Origin of the sequence: Streptomyces sp. NPDC051018 (assembly GCF_044456085.1) — a bacterium.
In the GTDB taxonomy this organism is placed as follows: domain Bacteria; phylum Actinomycetota; class Actinomycetes; order Streptomycetales; family Streptomycetaceae; genus Streptomyces.
The window spans coordinates 76697-96559 of the sequence record NZ_JBITFN010000002.1 but is presented as its reverse complement, the minus strand read 5'-3'; the positions used below and the strand labels follow the sequence as shown (position 1 = coordinate 96559).

14 protein-coding genes and 1 pseudogene are annotated in these 19863 nt (G+C 72.4%); 6 read left to right on the top strand and 9 right to left on the bottom strand.

Annotated elements, in window-relative coordinates; all coding sequences use genetic code 11:
- Positions 1 to 217: 217 nt before the first annotated feature.
- The 3 genes from galE to idi all read left to right on the top strand — a co-directional run bounded on the left by galE (position 218) and on the right by idi (position 3272).
- Positions 218 to 1201 (top strand): UDP-glucose 4-epimerase GalE, encoded by a 984-nt coding sequence (gene galE, locus ACIBCM_RS04275; RefSeq protein WP_399240023.1) that lies wholly within the window; start codon positions 218 to 220, stop codon positions 1199 to 1201.
- 236 nt (positions 1202 to 1437) lie between these two features.
- Entirely contained in the window at positions 1438 to 2391 is a 954-nt protein-coding gene (locus ACIBCM_RS04270) for a cation diffusion facilitator family transporter (RefSeq protein WP_399240021.1), read from the top strand.
- Between the two features lie 287 nt (positions 2392 to 2678).
- A complete protein-coding gene (idi, locus tag ACIBCM_RS04265) occupies positions 2679 to 3272 on the top strand; it encodes an isopentenyl-diphosphate Delta-isomerase (RefSeq protein WP_399240019.1) in 594 nt (197 codons plus the stop codon).
- Here idi and ACIBCM_RS04260 read toward each other — a convergent pair.
- Both ACIBCM_RS04260 and ACIBCM_RS04255 read right to left on the bottom strand, forming a co-directional pair.
- Complete coding sequence (locus tag ACIBCM_RS04260) at positions 3238 to 3789, bottom strand: ATP-binding protein (RefSeq protein WP_399240017.1); 552 nt, start codon at positions 3787 to 3789, stop codon at positions 3238 to 3240. The genes idi and ACIBCM_RS04260 overlap by 35 nt on opposite strands.
- A 298-nt stretch (positions 3790 to 4087) precedes the next feature.
- Positions 4088 to 4711, bottom strand: coding sequence for an HdeD family acid-resistance protein (locus ACIBCM_RS04255; protein WP_399240015.1), 624 nt, complete (start codon positions 4709 to 4711; stop codon positions 4088 to 4090).
- Positions 4712 to 4775: 64 nt separating this feature from the next.
- On the opposite strand from ACIBCM_RS04255, the gene ACIBCM_RS04250 reads away from it, so the two are divergent.
- A complete protein-coding gene (locus ACIBCM_RS04250) occupies positions 4776 to 5576 on the top strand; it encodes an enoyl-CoA hydratase/isomerase family protein (RefSeq protein ID WP_399240013.1) in 801 nt (266 codons plus the stop codon).
- Positions 5577 to 5717: 141 nt separating this feature from the next.
- Positions 5718 to 6587 carry a hypothetical protein gene (locus ACIBCM_RS04245; RefSeq protein WP_399240011.1) on the top strand — a complete coding sequence of 290 codons (870 nt, stop codon included), beginning with the start codon at positions 5718 to 5720 and terminating at the stop codon, positions 6585 to 6587.
- Between the two features lie 192 nt (positions 6588 to 6779).
- On the opposite strand, the gene ACIBCM_RS04240 is transcribed toward ACIBCM_RS04245, so the two are convergent.
- Positions 6780 to 7421 (bottom strand): hypothetical protein, encoded by a 642-nt coding sequence (locus ACIBCM_RS04240; protein WP_399240009.1) that lies wholly within the window; start codon positions 7419 to 7421, stop codon positions 6780 to 6782.
- Between the two features lie 257 nt (positions 7422 to 7678).
- Here ACIBCM_RS04240 and ACIBCM_RS04235 point away from each other — a divergent pair, with 257 nt between their 5' ends.
- Positions 7679 to 10117 (top strand): Tex family protein, encoded by a 2439-nt coding sequence (locus ACIBCM_RS04235; protein WP_399240787.1) that lies wholly within the window; start codon positions 7679 to 7681, stop codon positions 10115 to 10117.
- 419 nt (positions 10118 to 10536) lie between these two features.
- On the opposite strand, the gene ACIBCM_RS04230 is transcribed toward ACIBCM_RS04235, so the two are convergent.
- The 6 genes and pseudogenes from ACIBCM_RS04230 to ACIBCM_RS04205 all read right to left on the bottom strand — a co-directional run bounded on the left by ACIBCM_RS04230 (position 10537) and on the right by ACIBCM_RS04205 (position 19325).
- A complete protein-coding gene (locus ACIBCM_RS04230) occupies positions 10537 to 12174 on the bottom strand; it encodes an ABC-F family ATP-binding cassette domain-containing protein (RefSeq protein WP_399240007.1) in 1638 nt (545 codons plus the stop codon).
- 114 nt (positions 12175 to 12288) lie between these two features.
- Positions 12289 to 12738: pseudogene (locus ACIBCM_RS04225) on the bottom strand (oxidoreductase); the annotation flags it as partial.
- A gap of 644 nt (positions 12739 to 13382) precedes the next feature.
- On the bottom strand, positions 13383 to 15080 hold the full coding sequence (locus ACIBCM_RS04220; RefSeq protein WP_399240005.1) for a BCCT family transporter: 1698 nt from the start codon (positions 15078 to 15080) through the stop codon (positions 13383 to 13385).
- 86 nt (positions 15081 to 15166) lie between these two features.
- The gene (locus ACIBCM_RS04215) at positions 15167 to 16447 is read right to left on the bottom strand and encodes a M14 family metallocarboxypeptidase (protein WP_399240003.1); all 1281 of its coding nucleotides are present in this window, start codon (positions 16445 to 16447) and stop codon (positions 15167 to 15169) included.
- Complete coding sequence (locus ACIBCM_RS04210) at positions 16444 to 18423, bottom strand: Xaa-Pro dipeptidyl-peptidase (RefSeq protein ID WP_399240001.1); 1980 nt, start codon at positions 18421 to 18423, stop codon at positions 16444 to 16446. The genes ACIBCM_RS04215 and ACIBCM_RS04210 overlap by 4 nt, the downstream gene beginning before the upstream one ends.
- A gap of 407 nt (positions 18424 to 18830) precedes the next feature.
- A complete protein-coding gene (locus ACIBCM_RS04205; protein WP_399239999.1) occupies positions 18831 to 19325 on the bottom strand; it encodes a hypothetical protein in 495 nt (164 codons plus the stop codon).
- Positions 19326 to 19863: the final 538 nt, after the last annotated feature.

Below are 19863 nucleotides of genomic sequence, written 5' to 3'. Positions count from 1 at the left end.
GTGCGGTCCGGCACAAGGCGGAGACCCGCAGTCCGCACTCGCCGTACCCGCGCGGTCCGGCAACCCGGCGAGGGGACGCCTCCCGGGCCCCGCCGGACCCGGCGGAACCGCGCGGGGTGCCGGCGAGCCCTGAACGCTTCCGGCCACAGCGCCAAGGGCTGTCCCGTGGTCGTCGCGCGCGCCCGGAGATCACGGGACAGCCCTTAGGCTGGCGGCCATGACTTGGCTGATCACAGGTGGAGCGGGATACATCGGCGCGCACGTGGCGCGGGCCATGACGGAGGCGGGGGAGCGGGTCGTCGTCCTCGACGACCTGTCGTCGGGGGTTGTCGAGAGGCTGCCCGGGGAAGTTCCGCTTGTACGGGGGGCGGTCCTGGACCGCGATGTGGTGGATCACACCATCGCCGAGCACGGCATCACAGGTGTTGTTCATCTCGCGGCGAAGAAGCAGGTCGGGCAGTCGGTCGAGCAGCCGCTGCACTACTACAGGGAGAATGTGCACGGGCTGACCGTGCTGCTGGAATCGGTGGTGAAGGCCGGGGTGCCCCGGTTCCTCTTCTCCTCGTCGGCGGCGGTCTACGGGGTTCCCGACCTCCCCGTGATCCCGGAGTCGGCCCCCTGTGTGCCGATCAACCCGTACGGCGAGACCAAGCTCGCCGGGGAGTGGCTGGTACGGGCGACGGGCCGGGCCCACTCCCTGTCGACGGCCTGTCTGCGCTACTTCAATGTGGCGGGTGCGGCCCGTCCCGATCTGGCGGACACCGGGGTGTTCAACATCATCCCGATGTTCTTCGACCGGATCACCCGGGACGAGTCCCCGCGGATCTTCGGCGACGACTATCCGACGCCGGACGGTACGTGCGTCCGCGACTACATCCATGTCGCGGATCTCGCCGACGCGCATCTCACGGTGGCCCGCCGGCTGGCCGAGCGGGACGGCGCGGGCGATCTCACGCTGAACATCGGCAGGGGGGTCGGGGTCTCGGTGCGCGAGCTGGCCGATCTGGTGGGTGAGGTCACCGGGTACGGCGGGGAGCCGGTGGTCGAGCCGCGCCGGCCCGGCGACGCGGCGCAGGCCGTCGCCTCGGTCGATCTGATCGGCGAGGAGCTGGGCTGGACGGCGTCGCGCGGAGTGCGGGAGATGGTCGAGTCCGCGTGGGAGGGCTGGTGCCTGCGGCACCCGGAGGCACCAGGACGCTGAGGGCGCGGGCCCGTCACACGAACAGCCCCGAAGGCCGTGCCGGACACCGTCCGGTACGGCCTTCCGTATCGGCCTTCTTAGCCCGCCCGGGCGGCCCTCAACCGTCTGACCTGCGGATCATTTCCGCAGGTCAGACGATATGACAACGGTGTTCAGTGCCGTGTTGCCACATACCCCCCACCCGTAGTTCACTGAGGTCTCGGGAGATCGATTCCGACCACCGGGAGGCAGTCGCCATGGGGGCTGGGCACGACCACGGGCACGCGCACGGGCATTCCCACGGCGGACCGCCGCCGACGGGCACGGCCGCCGCGGCGTACAAGGGGCGGCTGCGCGTCGCGCTGTCGATCACCCTGGGCGTGATGGTCCTGGAGATCGTCGGTGGCATCGTCACCGGTTCGCTCGCCCTGGTCGCCGACGCGGCCCATATGGCGACGGACGGCATCGGCCTCGCGATGGCGCTGCTCGCCATCCACTTCGCCAACCGGCCGCCGAGCACCAATCGCACCTTCGGGCTGGCCCGGGCCGAGATACTCGCCGCGCTCGCCAACTGTCTCCTGCTGCTCGGTGTCGGCGGCTATGTGCTCTTCGAGGCGGTGGAGCGGTTCATCACACCCACCGAGACCAGGGGCGGGCTGACGATCGTCTTCGCCCTGGTCGGCCTGGTCGCCAATGTGATCTCCCTGTCGCTGCTGATGCGCGGCCAGAAGGAGAGCCTGAATGTGCGCGGCGCCTATCTGGAGGTGCTGAACGACGCGCTCGGCTCGGTCGCCGTCCTGATCTCCGCCATCATCATCCTCACCACCGGCTGGCAGGCCGCCGACCCGATCGCGTCCCTGGTGATCGGGCTGATGATCGTCCCCCGGACCGTGAAGCTGCTGCGGGAGACCCTGAACGTCCTGCTGGAGGCGGCCCCCAAGGGTGTGGACATGGACGAGGTACGGGCGCACCTCGTCGCCCTGCCGGGGGTGGAGGAGGTCCATGATCTGCACGCCTGGACAATCACGTCCGGTATGCCGGTGCTCTCCGCGCACATCGTGGTGACCCAGGACGTACTGGACTCCGTCGGCCACGAGAAGATGCTGCACGACCTCCAGGGGTGCCTCGGCGACCACTTCGACGTCGAGCACTGCACCTTCCAGCTGGAACCGGCGGGCCACGCGGAGCACGAGGCGAGACTCTGCCACTGAAGCCGTCCCGGGGTCCCGGGAACGGGCTCCCGGAGACGGGACGGGCCACCGTCACGAAGCAGCCGGGTCACCGGTTCGGCCCCCTCCGGCGAGGGTTCCCCGCGAGGATCGCGGGGCACGATCCGGTAGCCGGGGGCCTTCGGGCGACTGCGGCGGATGACCCTCCCGCCCCCGCGCCGGGGCCTCGGCCCCGGACATGCCCGGGCTGCCGAAGTGCGGACAAGCCGCTTTTGTACGGCAGACTTGAGCAGGCCCCACAGGGCCGAGCACCGATGCGAAGGATGGTTATGCCGACCTCACCAGCAACCGCCCCGAACACCGCTTCGAACGGCGCACCACCAGCGATTCTGCTCGAACTGGTCGACGAAGACGGCAACACCATCGGCACCGCGGAGAAGCTCTCCGCCCACCAGGCGCCGGGCCGGCTGCACCGGGCGTTCTCAGTGTTCCTCTTCGACGAGCGGGGACGGCTGCTGATCCAGCGCCGGGCGCTCGGGAAGTACCACTCCCCCGGTGTCTGGTCGAACACCTGCTGCGGGCACCCGTACCCCGGTGAGTCCCCCTTCGCGGCGGCCGCCCGCCGTACGCACGAGGAGCTGCGGATCTCGCCCTCGCTGCTCGCCGAGGCGGGCACGGTCCGCTACAACCACCCGGACCCGGACTCGGGCCTGGTGGAGCAGGAGTACAACCATCTGTTCGTCGGCATGGTGGGGGGCGCCCCGCGGCCGGACCCGGAGGAGGTCGGCGAGACGGCATTCGTCACCCCGGGCGAGCTGGCCGAGCGCCACGCCTCCGCGCCCTTCTCGGCGTGGTTCATGACGGTGCTGGACGCGGCGCGGCCGGCGGTCAGGGAGCTGACGGGTCCGGCCGGCGGCTGGTGACCGGCTGCGGCGGCGGCATCGGGCCCGGCAGGGTGACGGTGTCGCCGCCGTGACCGGGGGTGTGCCCCGGCGGTGCCAGCGGCATCTCGGCCCAGACGACCTTGCCGCCGCTCGCGGTGTGCTCGACATCGCACATCCCGCCGGCCTCCCGCGTGATCTCCCGGACGAGCAGCAGGCCCCGGCCGCCGGTCTGCCGCCAGTCGGTCTCCAGCGCCTTCGGCCGGTAGGGGTGGTTGTCCTCGACGGACACCCGGACCCGCCCGGCCGCGATCGCGACCTCGACGGCGACCTCGGGCGAGAGCAGGGCCGCGTGCTTCACCGCGTTGGTGACCAGCTCGGAGACGATCAGCAGCAGCCCCTGCAGAACCTCGTCTCTCCTTGGCACCCCCTGGCGGCACAGCAGGTCCCGTACGGCGTGCCGGGCTCTGGGGACGGAGGCGTCGACCGAGGGGGCGGTGAACCGCCACACCCCTTCGTACGCAGACGGCCGGGCCGGGATGCTCCCGCGGCTCTCCATGGTCCGTACCCACCCTCGGATCGACTGCCACTGACCTTCGGGTGACAAGTGTCGGCAGCGAGCGGGCGAGGACCCCGATCCTGAACAGAAGTCAGCGTCAATCGACCCCTTTTGACCGCGTTCGCGCGACCCGGGCGGCCGGACGACTGTCCCTGATCCCTTCCGGGATCCGTTCCTGGCGCCGTCCGGAGCCCCGGACCGTCCCCGTGTGCGTCCGTCCCGGCCGCCGCACCCCCGTCCTGATCACCGCACCGGCGCCCGGTCCACGGCGGCCCTGATCACATCACCCGCGCCCCGGTCACCGGGTCCGGCCGGGGTCACCGGGTCCGTACGGCTCGTCCGGGCCCGTGTACGTCTCCGGTTCGGCGACCATTTTCACGATCCGTCGTCCGCCGACGCCGATGGCGAGCAGCCCGAGGCCGTCGAAGAGCAGCATCAGCGAGAAGAACAGGCCGAGGACATAGCGGCTGCTCTCCGGCCAGTTGCCGAGGACCAGGATGCCCAGCACCACCCCGAGCACTCCCTGGAGCAGGGTCCAGCCGAACTGCGGGCCCTTCACCACCAGGGACCCCACCAGCCGGAACAGTCCTCCGGTCAGGAAGAGCAGGGCGGCGAAGAGCGTCAGCGCCTCGGCCGAGCCCTGCGGGTGGCGGATGACGACCACACCCGCGGCGATGTTCAGCGCGGCGACCACCACGGCCAGCCAGAAGTACTCGCTGCCGCGCGACTCGATCGCGTGCACCAGGCCGACCACTCCGCCGATCAGGAGCAGCCAGCCGAAGAGCAGCATCGAGGTGAGGGTCGCGACGCCGGTGTAGATCAGACCCACGATTCCCGCGACGACAAGGATCGAGCCCAGCACCGCCAGCAGGCCGAAGCTGCGTTTGAGACCCTTCCCGGGCTCCTCGGTCGTACCGGCCATGGCCGCCACCTCCTCGTACCCCTACTCGATCGTAGGTCGCACCGCTGCGGATAGCATCCGGCGCATGGACTCAGCCCGTCATGAGCCCCGGCCGGAGCCGGAGCCGCAGGTGACGCACACCGTCGCGGACGGCGTCGCCACCGTCGTCATCAGCAACCCCGCCAAACGCAACGCCATGACGGCCGGGATGTGGCGGGCGGTCCCCCGGCTGCTGGAGCGGCTCGCCGGGGATCCGGAAGTCCGCGCGCTGGTGCTGACCGGAGCCGGGCCCACCTTCTGCGCCGGGGCCGACATCTCCTCGCTGCGGGAGCCGTCGGCCGGGCCGGACGATTCCCCGCAGGCCCTCGCCGTACGGGCCGAGGAGGCTCTCGCGGCCTTCCCCAAGCCGACACTCGCGGCCGTACGGGGCCACTGCGTCGGCGGTGGCTGGCAGCTCGCCGGTGCCTGCGATCTGCGGTTCACGGAGACGGACGCGCTGTTCGGGGTGACCCCGGCCAAGCTGGGAATCGTCTATCCGGCCTCCTCCACCAGACGGCTGGTCTCGCTGGTGGGCCCGTCGGCCGCCAAGTATCTGCTGTTCTCCGGCGAGTTGATCGAGGCGGACCGGGCGCTGCGCACCGGTCTGGTCGACGAGGCGCTGCCCGCGGGTGAACTCGGCAAGCGGGTCGCGGAGTTCACCCGGATCCTCGGCTCGCGCTCGCAGCTCACCCAGGCGGCGGCGAAGGAGTTCGCGGCGGGCCGCACCGACCGGGACGCGTACTGGAGCGAGCGGGCGGCGGAGCAGGCGCGGCCGGGCGGCGACACCGCGGAGGGTGTGGCGGCGTTCCTGGAACGGCGCACGGCGCGGTTCACCTGGAGTGTCTGACGGATCCGGGGGCGCTGGCGCCCGTGCGGGCTACGGGCCCGGTGCCACGGGGGCGCCGCCCAGGGCCCCGGCGGGCGCCGGGTGCGTACCGGCCCCGGCCAAATCTGCTGCATACACCAACCAGTCAGTAGCCTGACCGGCATGACCACGGAGATCTCCCTAGCGCGCCGGGGCCGCCGCTGCCATCACGTTCTCAATCCGCTGCACTCGACGGTCTACTTCTCCTCCGAACTGGCCGACGAGACCGCCGCCCTCGGCATCCACGGCTGGGAGGCCGCGTACTTCGCGACCAGGGCGGCGCCGATGGGTGCGGTCGGGCCCGGCCGGGTCGCGTCGGCGTTCTACCACTTCAACCGGGAGCTGATCGCCTCGCATCTGCCCGCCGTATGGTCCCTCGCCTCCCCGGAGACCGTCCTCGACGCGCGGCTGCGGGCCGCCGACCGCACACTGCGGCGGCTGCTCGGCCCGGAGCTGATCGCCTCCGGCGAACTCGCGGAGGCGGCCCGGCTCGCGCTGCGGGCGGCGGAGGGCTGCACCGGGCGGGCCCGCCCGCTGTGCGCCGCGTACGCGGACCTCCCCGTCCCCGACGAGCCGCACCTCGCGTACTGGCATGCCGCGGGCCTGCTGCGGGAGCACCGGGGCGACGGCCATCTCGCGGCGCTCCTCGCGCTCGACCTCGACCCGCTGGAGGCGCTCGTCAGCCACACCGCGACCGGCCACGGCATGGCACGGCGCTGGGTCCTCGCCACCCGCGGCTGGCAGCCCACCGACTGGGAGGCGGCGCAGGAGCGGCTGCGGAAGCGGGGGTTCCTTGACGACGGGGGCGCACTGACGAGCGAGGGCGTCCGGCTCCGGTCGGAGCTGGAGGACCTCACGGACCGGATCGACCGGGGGCCGTACGAGGCCCTGGGCGCGGAGGGGGTGGACAGGCTCACGCGGTTGGGGAAGGTGATGCTGGCGCCGGCCGTGGCCGCGGGCGCGTTTCCCCCCGAGGTGATGGGCGGGTCGTAAGGTCCCCCGGGGGCGGGGGCGGGGGCGAGGCGGGTTCGGGTTGGCGCGGGGTCGGGGCGAGGCGGGTGGGGGACGGTGCGGGATCGCTCGGTGACCTCTCACGTCCGGGGTTCGCGGTTGGTCCCGGGGCCGAGGTGCGCCGGACGTGCCTCTGCCCGGCGCGCGTTCCCGCACCCGGGCCGCGCCCTCCCGTCAGTCGAGGTAGAGAGCCAGCCCGCACAGGCCGTGGCGCGCTCGGGCCGCCCGGTGCCAGACACGCAGGGGGCCGTCGATGACGGATTCCTCGTCCGGGCGGTAGTCCAGCCAGTCCTGCGCGTCCACGGCGGCGCGTTCCCCCCGGCCGAAGGTCAGCGCGCGTTCCACATGGGGCAGGGATTCGCGGACCTCGCGCGAGGTGAGCAGGAAATTGCCGCACCAGCCCGGCAGCTGGACCGCGCGTTCGGGGCCGATGGCGTGGAAGAGCGAGCCGACCGGGAACGTCCTGCGCCGGCTGGAGAAGAACATCACCGAGGGATCGGGCTGGCGCTTCCACACATCGCCCTCCGCCTGGAAGCCGTCGGCGCCGCCGTCGCACAGACCGGTGATGCGTTCACCGATCGCGGTGAGCAACTGGAAGGAGCGCAGCGCCTCGGCCTCCCGGCTGTCGCGGTCGGCCCCGAAGGCGGTGTACCAGGTCCGGTAGTCGGGCAACGGCCCCCTCCGCCACAGGTCCCAGCGCCGCCGGGCGACCGGATCGGTGCGCTCCGCCTCGATGACGGGCAGCAGACGCGGCGCCAACTCCGCGATGACGGTGTCCTCGTGGACGCTGATCGCCCAAGCGGCCGTGAATCCCATGGAGGGACGTTACGCGACATCGTCCAGGTTCAGCTCCACCGGGGGTGATCGATCACTGGCGGACCGAAACGCCGTGTGCCCGGCCCTTCGTCGCCCCTCCCGTGGAACCGCCCCCACCGGGCATGACCGGCCCGCACGACCGGCCCCGGCCGTACGCACGTCCAGACGGCCGGATCCGGCGTCCGTCGCAGGCGGTGCCCGGTTTGGCAGAATGCAGGCGCAAGCACAGCCAGTACGAGAAGGCGAGTCGGAAAACCGTGACGATGTCCATCGAAGGCAGGATCGCCGAGGAGCTCGGCGTACGGGAGCGGCAGGTCAAGGCGGCTGTGGAGCTGCTGGATGGCGGGTCGACCGTGCCGTTCATCGCGCGGTATCGCAAAGAGGCGACCGAGATGCTCGACGACGCCCAGCTGCGCACGCTGGAGGAGCGGCTGAGGTATCTGCGGGAGCTGGAGGAGCGGCGTACCGCGATCCTGGAATCCGTACGGGAACAGGGGAAGCTGGACGACGCGCTGGAGGCGCAGATCCGGGGCGCCGAGACCAAGGCACGTCTGGAGGACATCTATCTGCCCTTCAAGCCCAAGCGGCGGACGAAGGCACAGATCGCGCGCGAGGCAGGGCTCGAACCGCTGGCCGAGGGGCTGCTCGCCGACCCCTCCCGGGAGCCGCTGGCCGCGGCCGCGGCCTTCGCCGACGCGGACAAGGGGGTGGCGGACGCCGCCGCCGCGCTGGAGGGCGCCCGGGCCATTCTCACCGAGCGGTTCTCCGAGGACGCGGATCTGATCGGTGAGCTGCGGGAGCGGATGTGGACACGCGGCCGGCTCGCCTCGAAGGTGCGGGAGGGCAAGGACAACGCGTCGGAGGGGCCGGGCGCGAAGTTCGCGGACTACTTCGACTTCGCCGAGCCGTTCACCGGGCTCCCCTCGCACCGGGTGCTCGCCCTGCTCCGCGGGGAGAAGGAGGAGGTGCTCGACCTCACCCTGGAGCCGGAGGAGCCGGGGGACGAGCCCGGCCCCTCCTCGTACGAGAACATGGTCGCCCGGCGCTTCGGGGTGGCCGATCGCGGCCGGCCCGCCGACAAGTGGCTCGCGGACACGGTCCGCTGGGCGTGGCGGACCAGGATCCTCGTCCACCTCGGGATCGATCTGCGGCTGCGGCTGCGTACGGCCGCCGAGGACGAGGCCGTACGGGTCTTCGCGGCGAACCTGCGGGATCTGCTGCTGGCCGCGCCCGCGGGGACACGCGCCACGCTGGGGCTGGACCCCGGGTTCCGTACGGGGGTGAAGGTGGCCGTCGTCGACGCGACCGGCAAGGTCGTCGCCACGGACACGATCCATCCGCATGTGCCGGCGAACAGGTGGGACGAGTCGCTGGCCCGCCTCGCCCGGCTCGCGAAGGAGCACTCCGTCGATCTCGTCGCGATCGGCAACGGCACGGCCTCCCGGGAGACCGACAAGCTCGCCGGTGAGCTGATCACCAGGCACCCGGAGCTGAAGCTCACCAAGGTCATGGTCTCGGAGGCGGGCGCGTCCGTGTACTCCGCGTCCGCGTTCGCCTCGCAGGAGCTGCCGGGACTCGATGTGTCCCTGCGCGGTGCCGTCTCCATCGCGCGCAGGCTCCAGGACCCGCTGGCCGAGCTGGTGAAGATCGACCCCAAGTCGATCGGCGTCGGCCAGTACCAGCACGACCTGTCCGAGGTGAAGCTGTCCCGCTCGCTGGACGCGGTCGTCGAGGACTGTGTGAACGGCGTCGGCGTCGATGTGAACACCGCCTCCACTCCGCTGCTCTCGCGGGTCTCCGGCATCGGCGCGGGCCTCGCCGAGAACATCGTGGCCCACCGGGACGCCAACGGCCCCTTCCGCTCCCGCAGGGCGCTCAAGGATGTGGCGCGGCTCGGCCCCAAGGCGTACGAGCAGTGCGCGGGCTTTCTGCGGATCCGGGACGGCGACGATCCGCTGGACGCGTCCAGTGTGCATCCGGAGGCGTATCCGGTGGTCCGGCGGATGGTCGCCTCCGCGGGCGGCGAGGTCGCCTCGCTGATCGGCAACACCGGTGCGCTGCGGTCGCTGCGGCCGGACGCCTTCGTCGACGAGACGTTCGGGCTGCCGACGGTGACGGACATTCTGCGGGAACTGGAGAAGCCGGGGCGGGACCCGAGGCCCGCGTTCAGGACGGCCACGTTCAAGGAGGGCGTCGAGAAGATCGGCGACCTGGCCTCCGGGATGGTCCTCGAAGGGGTCGTCACCAATGTCGCGGCGTTCGGGGCCTTTGTGGACATCGGCGTCCACCAGGACGGGCTGGTCCATGTGTCCGCCATGTCGAGGACGTTCGTGAAGGATCCGCGCGATGTGGTGAAGCCTGGCGATGTCGTGAAGGTCAAGGTCCTGGACATCGACGTCCCGCGCAAGCGGATCTCCCTGACGCTGCGTCTGGACGACGAGGCCGCGCCCAGGTCCCAGGGCGGCGGCGTGCGGCGCGAACGCGGTGAGCGCCCGGAGCGCGGTGAGCGCGGCGGGCAGGGCCGGCGTGGTGAGCAGGGCGGTCGCGGTGAGCGCGGCGGACGTCCGCAGCAGCGGCGCGGGCAGGGCGGCGGCGGTGGGCGCGGAGGCGACCGCCAGGGGCCGCCGCCCGCGAACAGCGCGATGGCGGACGCGTTGAGGAGGGCGGGACTGGCGGGGCCGCGGGATCGCGGCTGAGCCCTGGGCCCGTGCGGGACGGGCTCCGCGGTCGCCCGGCCGCGGGGTCCGTCCCGGAGGGCGTCGTGCTCCGGCGCGGTTGGGGGCGACGCGCCACCAAGGTGTCCGCGCACCGGGACCACGTCCGTCCTCAAACGCCGGACGGGCTGGGAAGGCCGCACCCAGGCCCGTCCTCAAACGCCGGGCGGGCTGGATCTGCCGGAACCGGCAGGAGACACCGACAACAAGAACCAGCCCCGCCGGCGATTGAGGCGCAGGGGATCGGGGGCAGCGCCCCCGATAAGCAACCCGCACCCCGGAACCAGGGCCGTCCTCAAACGCCGGACGGGCTGGGAAGGCCGCACCCAGGGCCGTCCTCGAACGTTGGGCGGGCTGGAAACCCAAGTCTCCGCGGGCCCGCCCGGGAGCACGTCGGGTCGTCAGTGTTGCTGGAGGGTGCCCGCGGTGAGGTGGAGGCGGCGGGTCGTGTGGACCGCTTCGAGCATGCGGCGATCGTGCGTGACGAGGAGCAGGGTGCCCTTGTAGCCGGCGAGTGCCGACTCCAGTTGTTCGATCGCGGCCAGATCGAGATGGTTGGTCGGCTCGTCCAGTACGAGGAGGTTGACGCCCCGGCCCTGGAGCAGCGCGAGCGCCGCGCGGGTGCGTTCGCCCGGGGAGAGGGTGGTCGCCGGGCGCAGCACATGGTCCGCCTTGAGGCCGAACTTGGCCAGCAGGGTGCGTACGTCCGCCGGTTCCGTGTCGGGGACGGCCGCGCAGAACGCGTCCAGCAGGCTCTCCGTACCGTGGAACAGGCCGCGTGCCTGGTCGACCTCGCCGACCACCACGCCGGACCCGAGTGACGCGTGGCCCGCGTCGAGCGGGAGGCGGCCGAGGAGGGCGGCGAGCAGGGTGGATTTACCGGAACCGTTGGCGCCGGTGATGGCGACCCGGTCGGCCCAGTCGATCCGGAGCGAGGCCGGTCCGAGGCGGAAGTCACCGCGCCGGACCTCGGCTTCGCGGAGTGTCGCCACGACCGAGCCGGAACGCGGGGCGGCGGCGATCTCCATCCGCAGCTCCCACTCCTTGCGCGGCTCCTCGACGGCGTCGAGGCGCTCGATCATGCGCTGGGTCTGGCGGGCCTTGGCGGCCTGCTTCTCGCTGGCCTCGCTGCGGAACTTGCGGCCGAGCTTGTCGTTGTCGCCCGCCTTGCGCCGGGCGTTTCTGACGCCCTTGTCCATCCAGGCCCGCTGCATCTGCGCCCGGCCCTCCAGGGCCGCCTTCTTGTCGGCGTACTCGTCGAACTCCTCGCGGGCGTGCCGGCGGGCGGTCTCCCGCTCCTCCAGATAGGCGGTGTAGCCGCCGCCGTAGAGGGTGACCTGCCGCTGGGCGAGATCGAGTTCCAGGATCCTGGTGACCGTACGGGTCAGGAACTCCCTGTCGTGGCTGACCACGACGGTGCCCGCGCGCAGCCCGTGGACGAAGGTCTCCAGGCGCTCCAGACCGTCCAGGTCGAGATCGTTGGTGGGCTCGTCGAGCAGGAAGACGTCGTAGCGCGAGAGCAGGAGGGAGGCGAGGCCCGCGCGGGCGGCCTGGCCGCCGGAGAGCGCGGTCATGGGGAGGTCGAGGCCGATGGTCAGACCGAGGGTGCGGGCGGTCTCCTCCGCGCGTTCGTCGAGATCGGCGCCGCCGAGGGCGAGCCAGCGCTCCAGGCTGGTGGCGTACGCGTCGTCGGCGCCCGGGGCCCCGTCGACCAGCGCCTGGGTCGAGGAGTCCATGGCCGTCTGGGCGGCGGCGACACCGGTACGGCGGGCGAGGAACTCCCGTACGGTCTCACCGGGCCGCCGCTCCGGCTCCTGCGGGAGGTGGCCGACGGTGGCGGCGGGCGGCGAGAGCCTCAGCTCGCCCTCCTCGGGCCGGTCGAGTCCGGCGAGCATCCTCAGCAGGGTCGACTTGCCGGCCCCGTTGACTCCGACGAGGCCGATCACATCGCCGGGAGCGACGACGAGATCGAGGCCGGAGAAGAGCGAGCGGTCGCCGTGCCCGGCGGCGAGGTCCTTGGCCACAAGAGTCGCAGTCATCAGACGGCCGATTCTAACGGGACGCGATCGCGGGGCCGGGCGCGGTCCGGCCGGCCGGACGGCGGGGGACGGCGGGGTGCCTCAGCCGGGCACGGCGGCTTCCCGGACGGCGGTGACCAGCCGTTCCAGCTCGGCGCGGTAGGCGCGTCCATGAAAACGGAAGGGTCCGACTCCGGGGTAGCCGTACTCCGTGAGGTCCGCGCTCCCGGACGTCTGCCAGGCAAGATCGCGCCAGACGATGTCGTCACCGTCGCGTTCGACGACGGCGGTCACCGCGCCGCAGTCCAGGGAGACGCACTCGGAGCAGGCGTAGAGCACACACCGGCCGGCGGGCAGCGGTGTCGGTTCCTCCAGCAGCAGGGTGCGCACCGCCGCCGTGAGGATCACCGGGGGTACGTCGGAGGCCAGAGGGGACACCGCGTCCACGCCGCTGAGCCGGAACAGCAGGGGCTGTCCGTCGACGATGAAGTCCAGGAGGTCCAGCCGGGGCCGGCGGGCGGTCCCGTTTGCTCCCCCGGGCCTCGGCGCCGGAGCCAGCCCGAAGCTCGTGTACTCGACAGACATATGCCGAGTATCCCCGCCCGTACAAGGCCGGACGCACCCCGCCGGACGGGCGGCCGTCCCCGTACGGACGTCCGGGTGATCGGGCTCGTGGCCCGGGTCATCGGGCCGGGAGGTGCCGTGGAACCGTGGGAGAGCGGGCCACGGCCGCGCCGGGGCGCACGGCCGGACCACTCCGGCGGTTGCCGCCGCGCTCCCCTCTGCGGAGCGGAAGAAGCTGGTCGGGGCGGTCTCCGGAGTGCCCCCGGGGTGTACGGGGACCTCACCGGGCGGTCTGGAGGGAACGGAACTCCGGGCGGTCCCGGGGTGCCGGCGGGCCGCCGGGCGCTTCGCCGGGGCACTGGGCGGCCGGGACCGGCGGACCGGGCACCCCGGGGCAGGGCGGACCGCCGTCCGGACACATGGAGGGGGTGTGGACACGGGTCCCCCTGATTGACGGACCTGGTCGTCGGGAGCAGCGGCGACCGTGTCGGTGAAGGCCGGGGCGGAGACCGCGAGCGCCGCGCGGTGCCCTCCCGTGCCGCCGCCGGAAGGCGTGGACGGACACCCGGACGCCGGCCGAAGTCCCTCACCACCGTCGGACGGCCACCGGAAACCACCGGATCCGGCCACCGGCAGCCGCACCCCGCCCGGCCGGAACCCGTGTCTCACCGGCTCTCCCCCGTGCCCGGGCCGATCCGGATCTCGAAGTCGCCGTCGTACTTCTCGTGGCCCGCGATGACGGCCGACTCCACGACCTCCGCGCCCAGTTCACCCCGGACGATCAGCGGGTCGTGGCGCAGGTCGCGCAGCAGGGCGACGCACATACCGAGCATGACGACGACGAACGGCGCCGCCACCAGGATCGTCAGATTCTGCAGCCCGGCGAGCGCGTCGCCCTCGCCGTTGCCGACGAGGAGCATGATCGCGGCGACCGCACCGGTCACCGCGCCCCAGAAGACGACGACCAGACGGCTCGGGTGGAAGGCGCCGTGCTGGGAGAGAGTGCCCATGACCACGGAGGCGGCGTCGGCGCCGGAGACGAAGAAGATGCCGACGAGGATCATCACGAGCACGCTCGTCACCGAGGCGATCGGATACTGCTGGAGAACGGCGAAGAGCTGTCCCTCCGGGGTCACCTCCTGGCTGAGCCGCTCGTGTTCCTGGAGCTTCATGGCCGTACCGCCGAAGACGGAGAACCAGACGAGGCTGACGGCGGACGGCACCAGGATGACCCCGCCGACGAACTGACGGATCGTCCGGCCACGGCTGATCCTGGCGATGAACATCCCGACGAACGGTGTCCAGGAGATCCACCAGGCCCAGTAGAAGACGGTCCAGCTGCCGAGCCATTCGGCGACGCCCCGGCCGCCCGTGGCCTCGGTGCGCCCGGCGAGCTGGGGCAGGTTCTGGAAGTACGCGGCGATCGAGGTGGGCAGCAGATCGAGGATGATGACGGTGGGACCGGCCACGAGGACAAAGAAGGCCAGCAGCAGCGCCAGGACCATATTGATGTTGGACAGCCACTGGATGCCCTTCTCGACCCCGGAGGCGGCCGAGAGGACGAAGGCCGCGGTGAGGACCGCGATGATGGTCACGAGCAGTCCGGTGCCGACGGTGTCCAGCCAGCCGAGTTCGGTGAATCCGCTGCCGATCTGGAGCGCGCCGAGGCCGAGGGAGGCGGCCGAGCCGAAGAGGGTGGCGAAGATCGCCAGGATGCCGATGAACCGGCCGGAGCCGCCCTGGCACCGCCGTCTGCCGATCAGGGGTTCGAAGACGGCGCTGATGGTCCCCCGGCGCCCGCGGCGGAAGGTGCTGTACGCGATGGCGAGCCCGACGACGGCGTAGATGCCCCAGGGGTGGAGCGTCCAGTGGAAGAGGGTGGTGGCCATCGCGGTTTCCATGGCCTCCGCCGAGGTGGCGGGACGGGTGCCGGGCGGGGGTGAGACATAGTGCGCGAGGGGTTCGCTCACCCCGTAGAACATCAGGCCGATGCCCATTCCGGCGCTGAACATCATGGCGACCCAGGAGACCGTACGGAACTCGGGCGTCCCGCCCTCGTCGCCGAGCGGGATCCTGCCGTAGCGGCTGACGGCGAGCCAGAGGGCGAAGACCACGAAGCCGGAGGCGGCGAGGACGAAGGCCCAGCCGCCGTTGTGGATCAGCCCGTGCAGCAGGGAGCTGGAGATGCTTTCGAGCGCGTCGGTGGCGAGGGCGCCCCAGATGACGAAGCAGACGGTGAGCACGGCGGTGACGCCGAAGACGACGCGGTCCGTCGTGGGATGCCCGTGCTCCGGGTCCGGACCGGGGAGGTCGGCCGTCTCGGGCCGCCCTCCCCGGTCGTCCGGCTGCTGTCCGTGCGACACGAGTGGCACCTCTCGGGGGTGGCGCGGGTTCGCTGGTGACTTTTGCTCCCGCTATCCCCTACCACAGGTGGCCCGCGCCACCGGGTTCAACAGGCGGTGACGGGCTCCGCCGGGGTCAGGTGATAACTCGCCCGCGCGTCCAGCAGTAGAGGGATCAGTTCCCGTTGTGACTGGCGCAGCGGAACGAACGCACCGTCACCCGCCCGTTTCCACCGCACCCCGTGCAGCGCCAGTTCATCGTTCACGTCCGTGAATTGCGCCGGGCTGAGGCGGTAGCCGCAGGGTGGGTCGGCGAGGGTCTGCCCCTCCGTCGCGGGATCGTTGTCCGCGCCCCCGAGATAGACCGGGCCGCGGTCCTGGAACCCGGCGAGCCGTGCCGCGTCCGTCGCCGCGCCGATCCGGGCGCGCCGCTCGTCCGCGAAGGAGAGCAGCCCGTCCAGCGCGGCGAGCTGGCTGTCCGCCCTGCGCCGGTTGTTCAGGGCCTCGTCGGCCTTCTCCTCGGCCGTCAGGGCGTCCACCCGGCTCTCGATGAGGAGCCCCACGGCGTTCTTGACACCCGAGGCGTTGCGCAGGATGCGCTCCTGGCCGTCGCCCGCGACCTGCCGGATCGGCCCGCCGGTGACGGGGTCGGTCCAGATGCCGTACGTACCGGTGCTGTAGCCCTCGTCGCCCGCGGCCGGCCGGACGTACCGTTCCGAGAGCGTCCGGGACTCACGGTGGACCCGGTGATCGGTGTTGAGATTGCGCGGCCACAGATCGAACAGGTCCTTGTCGTAGTACGGCGGTGTGGCGCTGTACTCGTGCAGGTCGTAGACGATGTCGGGGCGTTCGTCCCGGATGACGGCGGCCATCGCCCGGCCCTCGGCGGTCCGCAGGGCGATGTGGTCGCGGTTGATGTCCACCCCGTCGGCGTTGCCGCGGGTGTCGGCGGCCCGTCCGTCGGGGTTGGCGGTGGGGACGACGAGGATCCGCGTACGGGACAGCAGCCGGCGCGTCCGCTGATCCTCGGTGTATCCGAGATCGCGGATCGTGGACAGACAGGCTTCCCTGCCGGAAGGCTCGTCGCCGTGCTGGGAGCAGATCAGCAGCACGGTGGTGTCGGCGTGCCGGCTGCCGACGCTGACGAGTTGGAGCGGCCGGCCCTGTCCGGTCGTGCCGATCCGGCCGACCGAGACCCGGTCGCTGCCCCGGTCGACGGCGGCGAGGAAGGACTGCTCCTCCGCCTGGCCGGTCCAGCGCGCCCCGCCGTCGCGTTCGAAGGCGGTACGCGGAACACCGTGGGTGGCCTCGGCGGGGACGGTGATCAGCGGTACGGCGAGCGCGGCCGCCGCGGCGCTGACCGCGAGTGTGCGAAGACGTGTCCTCATCGGCTGTCGCCTCCCGGGACGGGTCGGATCTCCCGGGGCTCGGCGACCCCGTCGAGGGGGCGGGACGCGTCGCGGCCGGGCGGTACGGGGGCGCCCGCGGTGGCGCGTACGAAGGCGGGGGCGCCGCCGACGACGGGCAGCCTCGCGGAGGTACGGGCGAGGTCGAGCCGGAGCGTCGGGGTGCTCGCGGGCGGGTCGATGAGGTACCGGTCGGTGCCCGCGACGATCAGGGCGAGCCGGTGTCCGGCCGGGACGACATGGTCGCTCGCGTGCAGATCGAGGGTGATGGTGTGCGGCTTGCCGGGGGTCAGCGGGCGGCCGGTGGCGGCGGAGGCGTGGTTGCCGAGGTCGGCCCAGCCCCGGCTGAAGATCGTGTAGTCGACGGCCTTCGTCCGTGCCCGTGTCTCCTTGAAGCAGGAGCTGTCGCCTGCGGTGCCGGGCCCCCAGCAGGTCCGTTCGGGCAGGGTGGTGATCCCTTCGCCGGAGGCCGCGTAGTCGCGGATGGTGTCCGGGCCGAGATCGACGAGGACGGCCGACAGATGGGCGCTGGTGGTGGTCGGGGTCGCGGTGATCCTGACCGTGGAGGAACCGGAGAGCCGCAGATCGCGGTTGAGGGGCGCGGTGAGGAACCCGGCCTTCTCGGGGGTCGTCCGGTCGATCGCCGCGGCCCAGTCGGTCTCGTCCCGCTCGCGGTCGTCGGTGAAGGTCTCGGCCGTACCGGGGCGCGCGGGGGTCAGTGAGAGGGTGCCGACTCCGGGCGCGGTGCCCTGGCCCGGCCGCAGAACGGTGGCGTCCGTGGAACGCGGCGGCCACACACGGTCGGTGGACCAGCGGTCGGGGGCGCGCTCGATATCGGCCATGGGCTCGCGTTCGATGCCGTTGTCGTATCCGAGCAGATAGTGGTCGAACCACCGGTGCAGGGTCTTCACCCACTCGGCGCGCCGGAAGTCGAAGGGGTCCACATGGCCCGCCTGGGAGAGCCACACCTTGCGCTCCACGCCCTCGGCGGCCAGCGCGTCCCACCACTGGCCGAAGTGCTTGCTGCGGACGTTGAGGTCCTGCATCCCGTGGACGGCGAAGACACTGGCCCTGACCTTGCCGGCGTCGGGCACATGGTCGCGCTCGCTCCACAGCGCGGTGAGATCGCCGGTGCGCGGGGCGCCGTCGATCAGCCGCTGCTGGACGGCCTGGCAGCGGGCGCGGGCTCCGGGGCTCTCGACGTAGTCGGAGAGCCACTCGGGCCCGGAGTCGTAGAGGGGCGCGCCCTTGGCGAAGTAGTAGTCGTACCAGGAGGAGATCGCGCCGATCGGGACGATGGTCTCCAGTCCCTCGACTCCGGTGGCGGCCACGCCGTTGGCGATGGTCCCGTCGTAGCTCTTGCCGATCATTCCGGTGCGGCCGTCCGTCCAGTGCGCCCGGGCGCGTTCGGTGCCGGTGCGGGTGGTGTAGCCGCGGCCGCGGCCGTTCAGCCAGTCGACGACGGCCTTCGCGGACTGGACGTCCGAGCGGCCCCCGACGTCGACGCAGCCGTCGGAGCGGTTGGTCCCGGCGAGGTCGACGGCGACGAAGCCGTAGCCGCGCGGTACGAAGTAGTTGTCGTAGTACAGCGGGAACTGGACGGGGTCGCCGTTCGCGTCGTACGTCTTGCGCTGGCTCTCGTTGCCGCGTCCGCAGCAGGCGTAGTAGGGACTCGCGTCCATGATCACCGGGATCTTGCGGCCCGACCTGTCGGGCTCCCGGGGGCGGATGATGTCGACGGCGACACGGTCGGTCCTCCCGTCGCCGTCGCCGTCGAGCCGGGTGTCCACCCACACGGATTCCCGGATCGCGTTCTGGTACGAGTGGACGGGTCTGCTCTCCCGCGCAGGGGCGTTGTGGGCGCCCGCCGGGGACAGGGGCATGGTCATCAGGGCGGCCGCTGCCGCCACCACGAGCGATCTGTACGTCAAGCGGGTTACCCGCGCACCTATCGGCATGGGCGGGAAGGTACTCCCGTCAACTCCCTTGCAACAGAGGGCGATCGAGGCACCAGTGGGGCGCGTGGGGTCCGGGAAGCCATGGCGGGCGCGGGTCCCGGCCCGGTACGCCCCGGCCGGGCGCGGTGGTGCGCGGGGGCGGTCGGCGGGCCGCCGCGCCGCAGATGGGCGGGGGTTCGGCGGGCGGGACCGTCCCCGCCGTCCGGGCCAGGAGGGCCCTCGCGGGGGTGCGCCCCGGGCCGCGCGGCACACCGGCGGCGGGGGAGGCGGGAATCACGTCCCGCCGGGCGCCCGGCCGACGGCCACGATCACCCCGGGGGGCCGGGCGCCACGGCTGTCGGATGCGTGGCCGACGGCCTTCCGGGGGGGGCGGGCGGCACCTCCGTACGCGCCAGGGTCCCGGTGGGTCAGCCGTCGGCCCGGCGGACTTCCTGCTGGACGGGGAGGGGCTCACCGACGATCCGTTCGGCGATCTCACGGGCCCAGTGATCGACGTCCGAGCGCAGCTCCGCCTCGGCCACGACGCGTTCGGCCTCGATGGCCGCGGCGCCCTCGGCCAGAATCCGCTCGCGCTCGCGGATGCCCTCGGCGCGGGCCGCGAGGATCAGCTCCATGCCCTCCTCGTGGGCCCGCTGGCGGGCGCGGGCCGCGTCATGACGGGCTTCGGCGAGGATCGCCTCCCGCTGGGCGCGGACCTGCTCGGCTTCGGTACGGACCTCCTCGGCCTGTTCCGTCACCCCCCAGGTCAGCCTCTCGCGCTCCGCGAGGACGCGGGCCGCGCGGGGCATCAGCCGGCCGGCGAGCACCAGATAGACGATCCCGAAGGACACCGTTCCGACCACGAGGCCCCATCCGGTCGGATTGAGCGGTCCGACGTCGAAGGGGATGATTCCGTCGTTCATGGCATAGACCTGCCTGTCTCTATGTCCTGAAACTTCTGATGTCTTCGGTCCGTGGGCGGGAAGTATCCATCCGCGTCGGTGCAGTTGCGGGGATGGTACCGCCGGGGGATGAGATGGGGCACCAGGCGTCTACCGGTTGGTAACCGCGGCGCCCCGAGGGATAGGGGGGCCGCTCCGCCGCCGTCCGGCACGGGCTCCCGCACCCGGGCGAGCCACAGGTCCCGCGCGTCGGGGCCGTAACCCCCCGGGCGTTCCGGCGGAGCGCCCGGGGTGGGGCGCACGGGCGGGGCCCGTGAGGTCCGGGCCGGGTGGGAGTGCCGTGCGGTCCGGGCGGGATGGGCCGACGGGTGGTCAGGGAGCTGAGCGCGACCGCGACGGAGCTGGACACGGGTGCGCCCCGCCCCGCACGGGCCCCTCGGCGTCTCCCGCCCGGCGGGCGCTTCCCGCGTACGGGGCCGGGCCCCCGCCGAGTAACGGCGGGGGCAGGAGGAGGTGGTCAGCCGTCCGGCGGACCGTACCGTCGCGGGTCCCACGGTTT

What these genes read in the sequence shown, in the direction of transcription:
- ACIBCM_RS04250 (WP_399240013.1), top strand. Translation starts at nt 4,776, where the DNA reads ATGGACTCAGCCCGTCATGAGCCCCGGCCGGAGCCGGAGCCGCAGGTG.
- ACIBCM_RS04255 (WP_399240015.1), bottom strand. Translation starts at nt 4,711, where the DNA reads ATGGCCGGTACGACCGAGGAGCCCGGGAAGGGTCTCAAACGCAGCTTC.
- ACIBCM_RS04270 (WP_399240021.1), top strand. Translation starts at nt 1,438, where the DNA reads ATGGGGGCTGGGCACGACCACGGGCACGCGCACGGGCATTCCCACGGC.
- ACIBCM_RS04205 (WP_399239999.1), bottom strand. Translation starts at nt 19,325, where the DNA reads ATGAACGACGGAATCATCCCCTTCGACGTCGGACCGCTCAATCCGACC.
- ACIBCM_RS04260 (WP_399240017.1), bottom strand. Translation starts at nt 3,789, where the DNA reads ATGGAGAGCCGCGGGAGCATCCCGGCCCGGCCGTCTGCGTACGAAGGG.
- ACIBCM_RS04215 (WP_399240003.1), bottom strand. Translation starts at nt 16,447, where the DNA reads ATGAGGACACGTCTTCGCACACTCGCGGTCAGCGCCGCGGCGGCCGCG.
- ACIBCM_RS04210 (WP_399240001.1), bottom strand. Translation starts at nt 18,423, where the DNA reads ATGCCGATAGGTGCGCGGGTAACCCGCTTGACGTACAGATCGCTCGTG.
- ACIBCM_RS04230 (WP_399240007.1), bottom strand. Translation starts at nt 12,174, where the DNA reads ATGACTGCGACTCTTGTGGCCAAGGACCTCGCCGCCGGGCACGGCGAC.
- idi (WP_399240019.1), top strand. Translation starts at nt 2,679, where the DNA reads ATGCCGACCTCACCAGCAACCGCCCCGAACACCGCTTCGAACGGCGCA.
- ACIBCM_RS04245 (WP_399240011.1), top strand. Translation starts at nt 5,718, where the DNA reads ATGACCACGGAGATCTCCCTAGCGCGCCGGGGCCGCCGCTGCCATCAC.
- galE (WP_399240023.1), top strand. Translation starts at nt 218, where the DNA reads ATGACTTGGCTGATCACAGGTGGAGCGGGATACATCGGCGCGCACGTG.
- ACIBCM_RS04240 (WP_399240009.1), bottom strand. Translation starts at nt 7,421, where the DNA reads ATGGGATTCACGGCCGCTTGGGCGATCAGCGTCCACGAGGACACCGTC.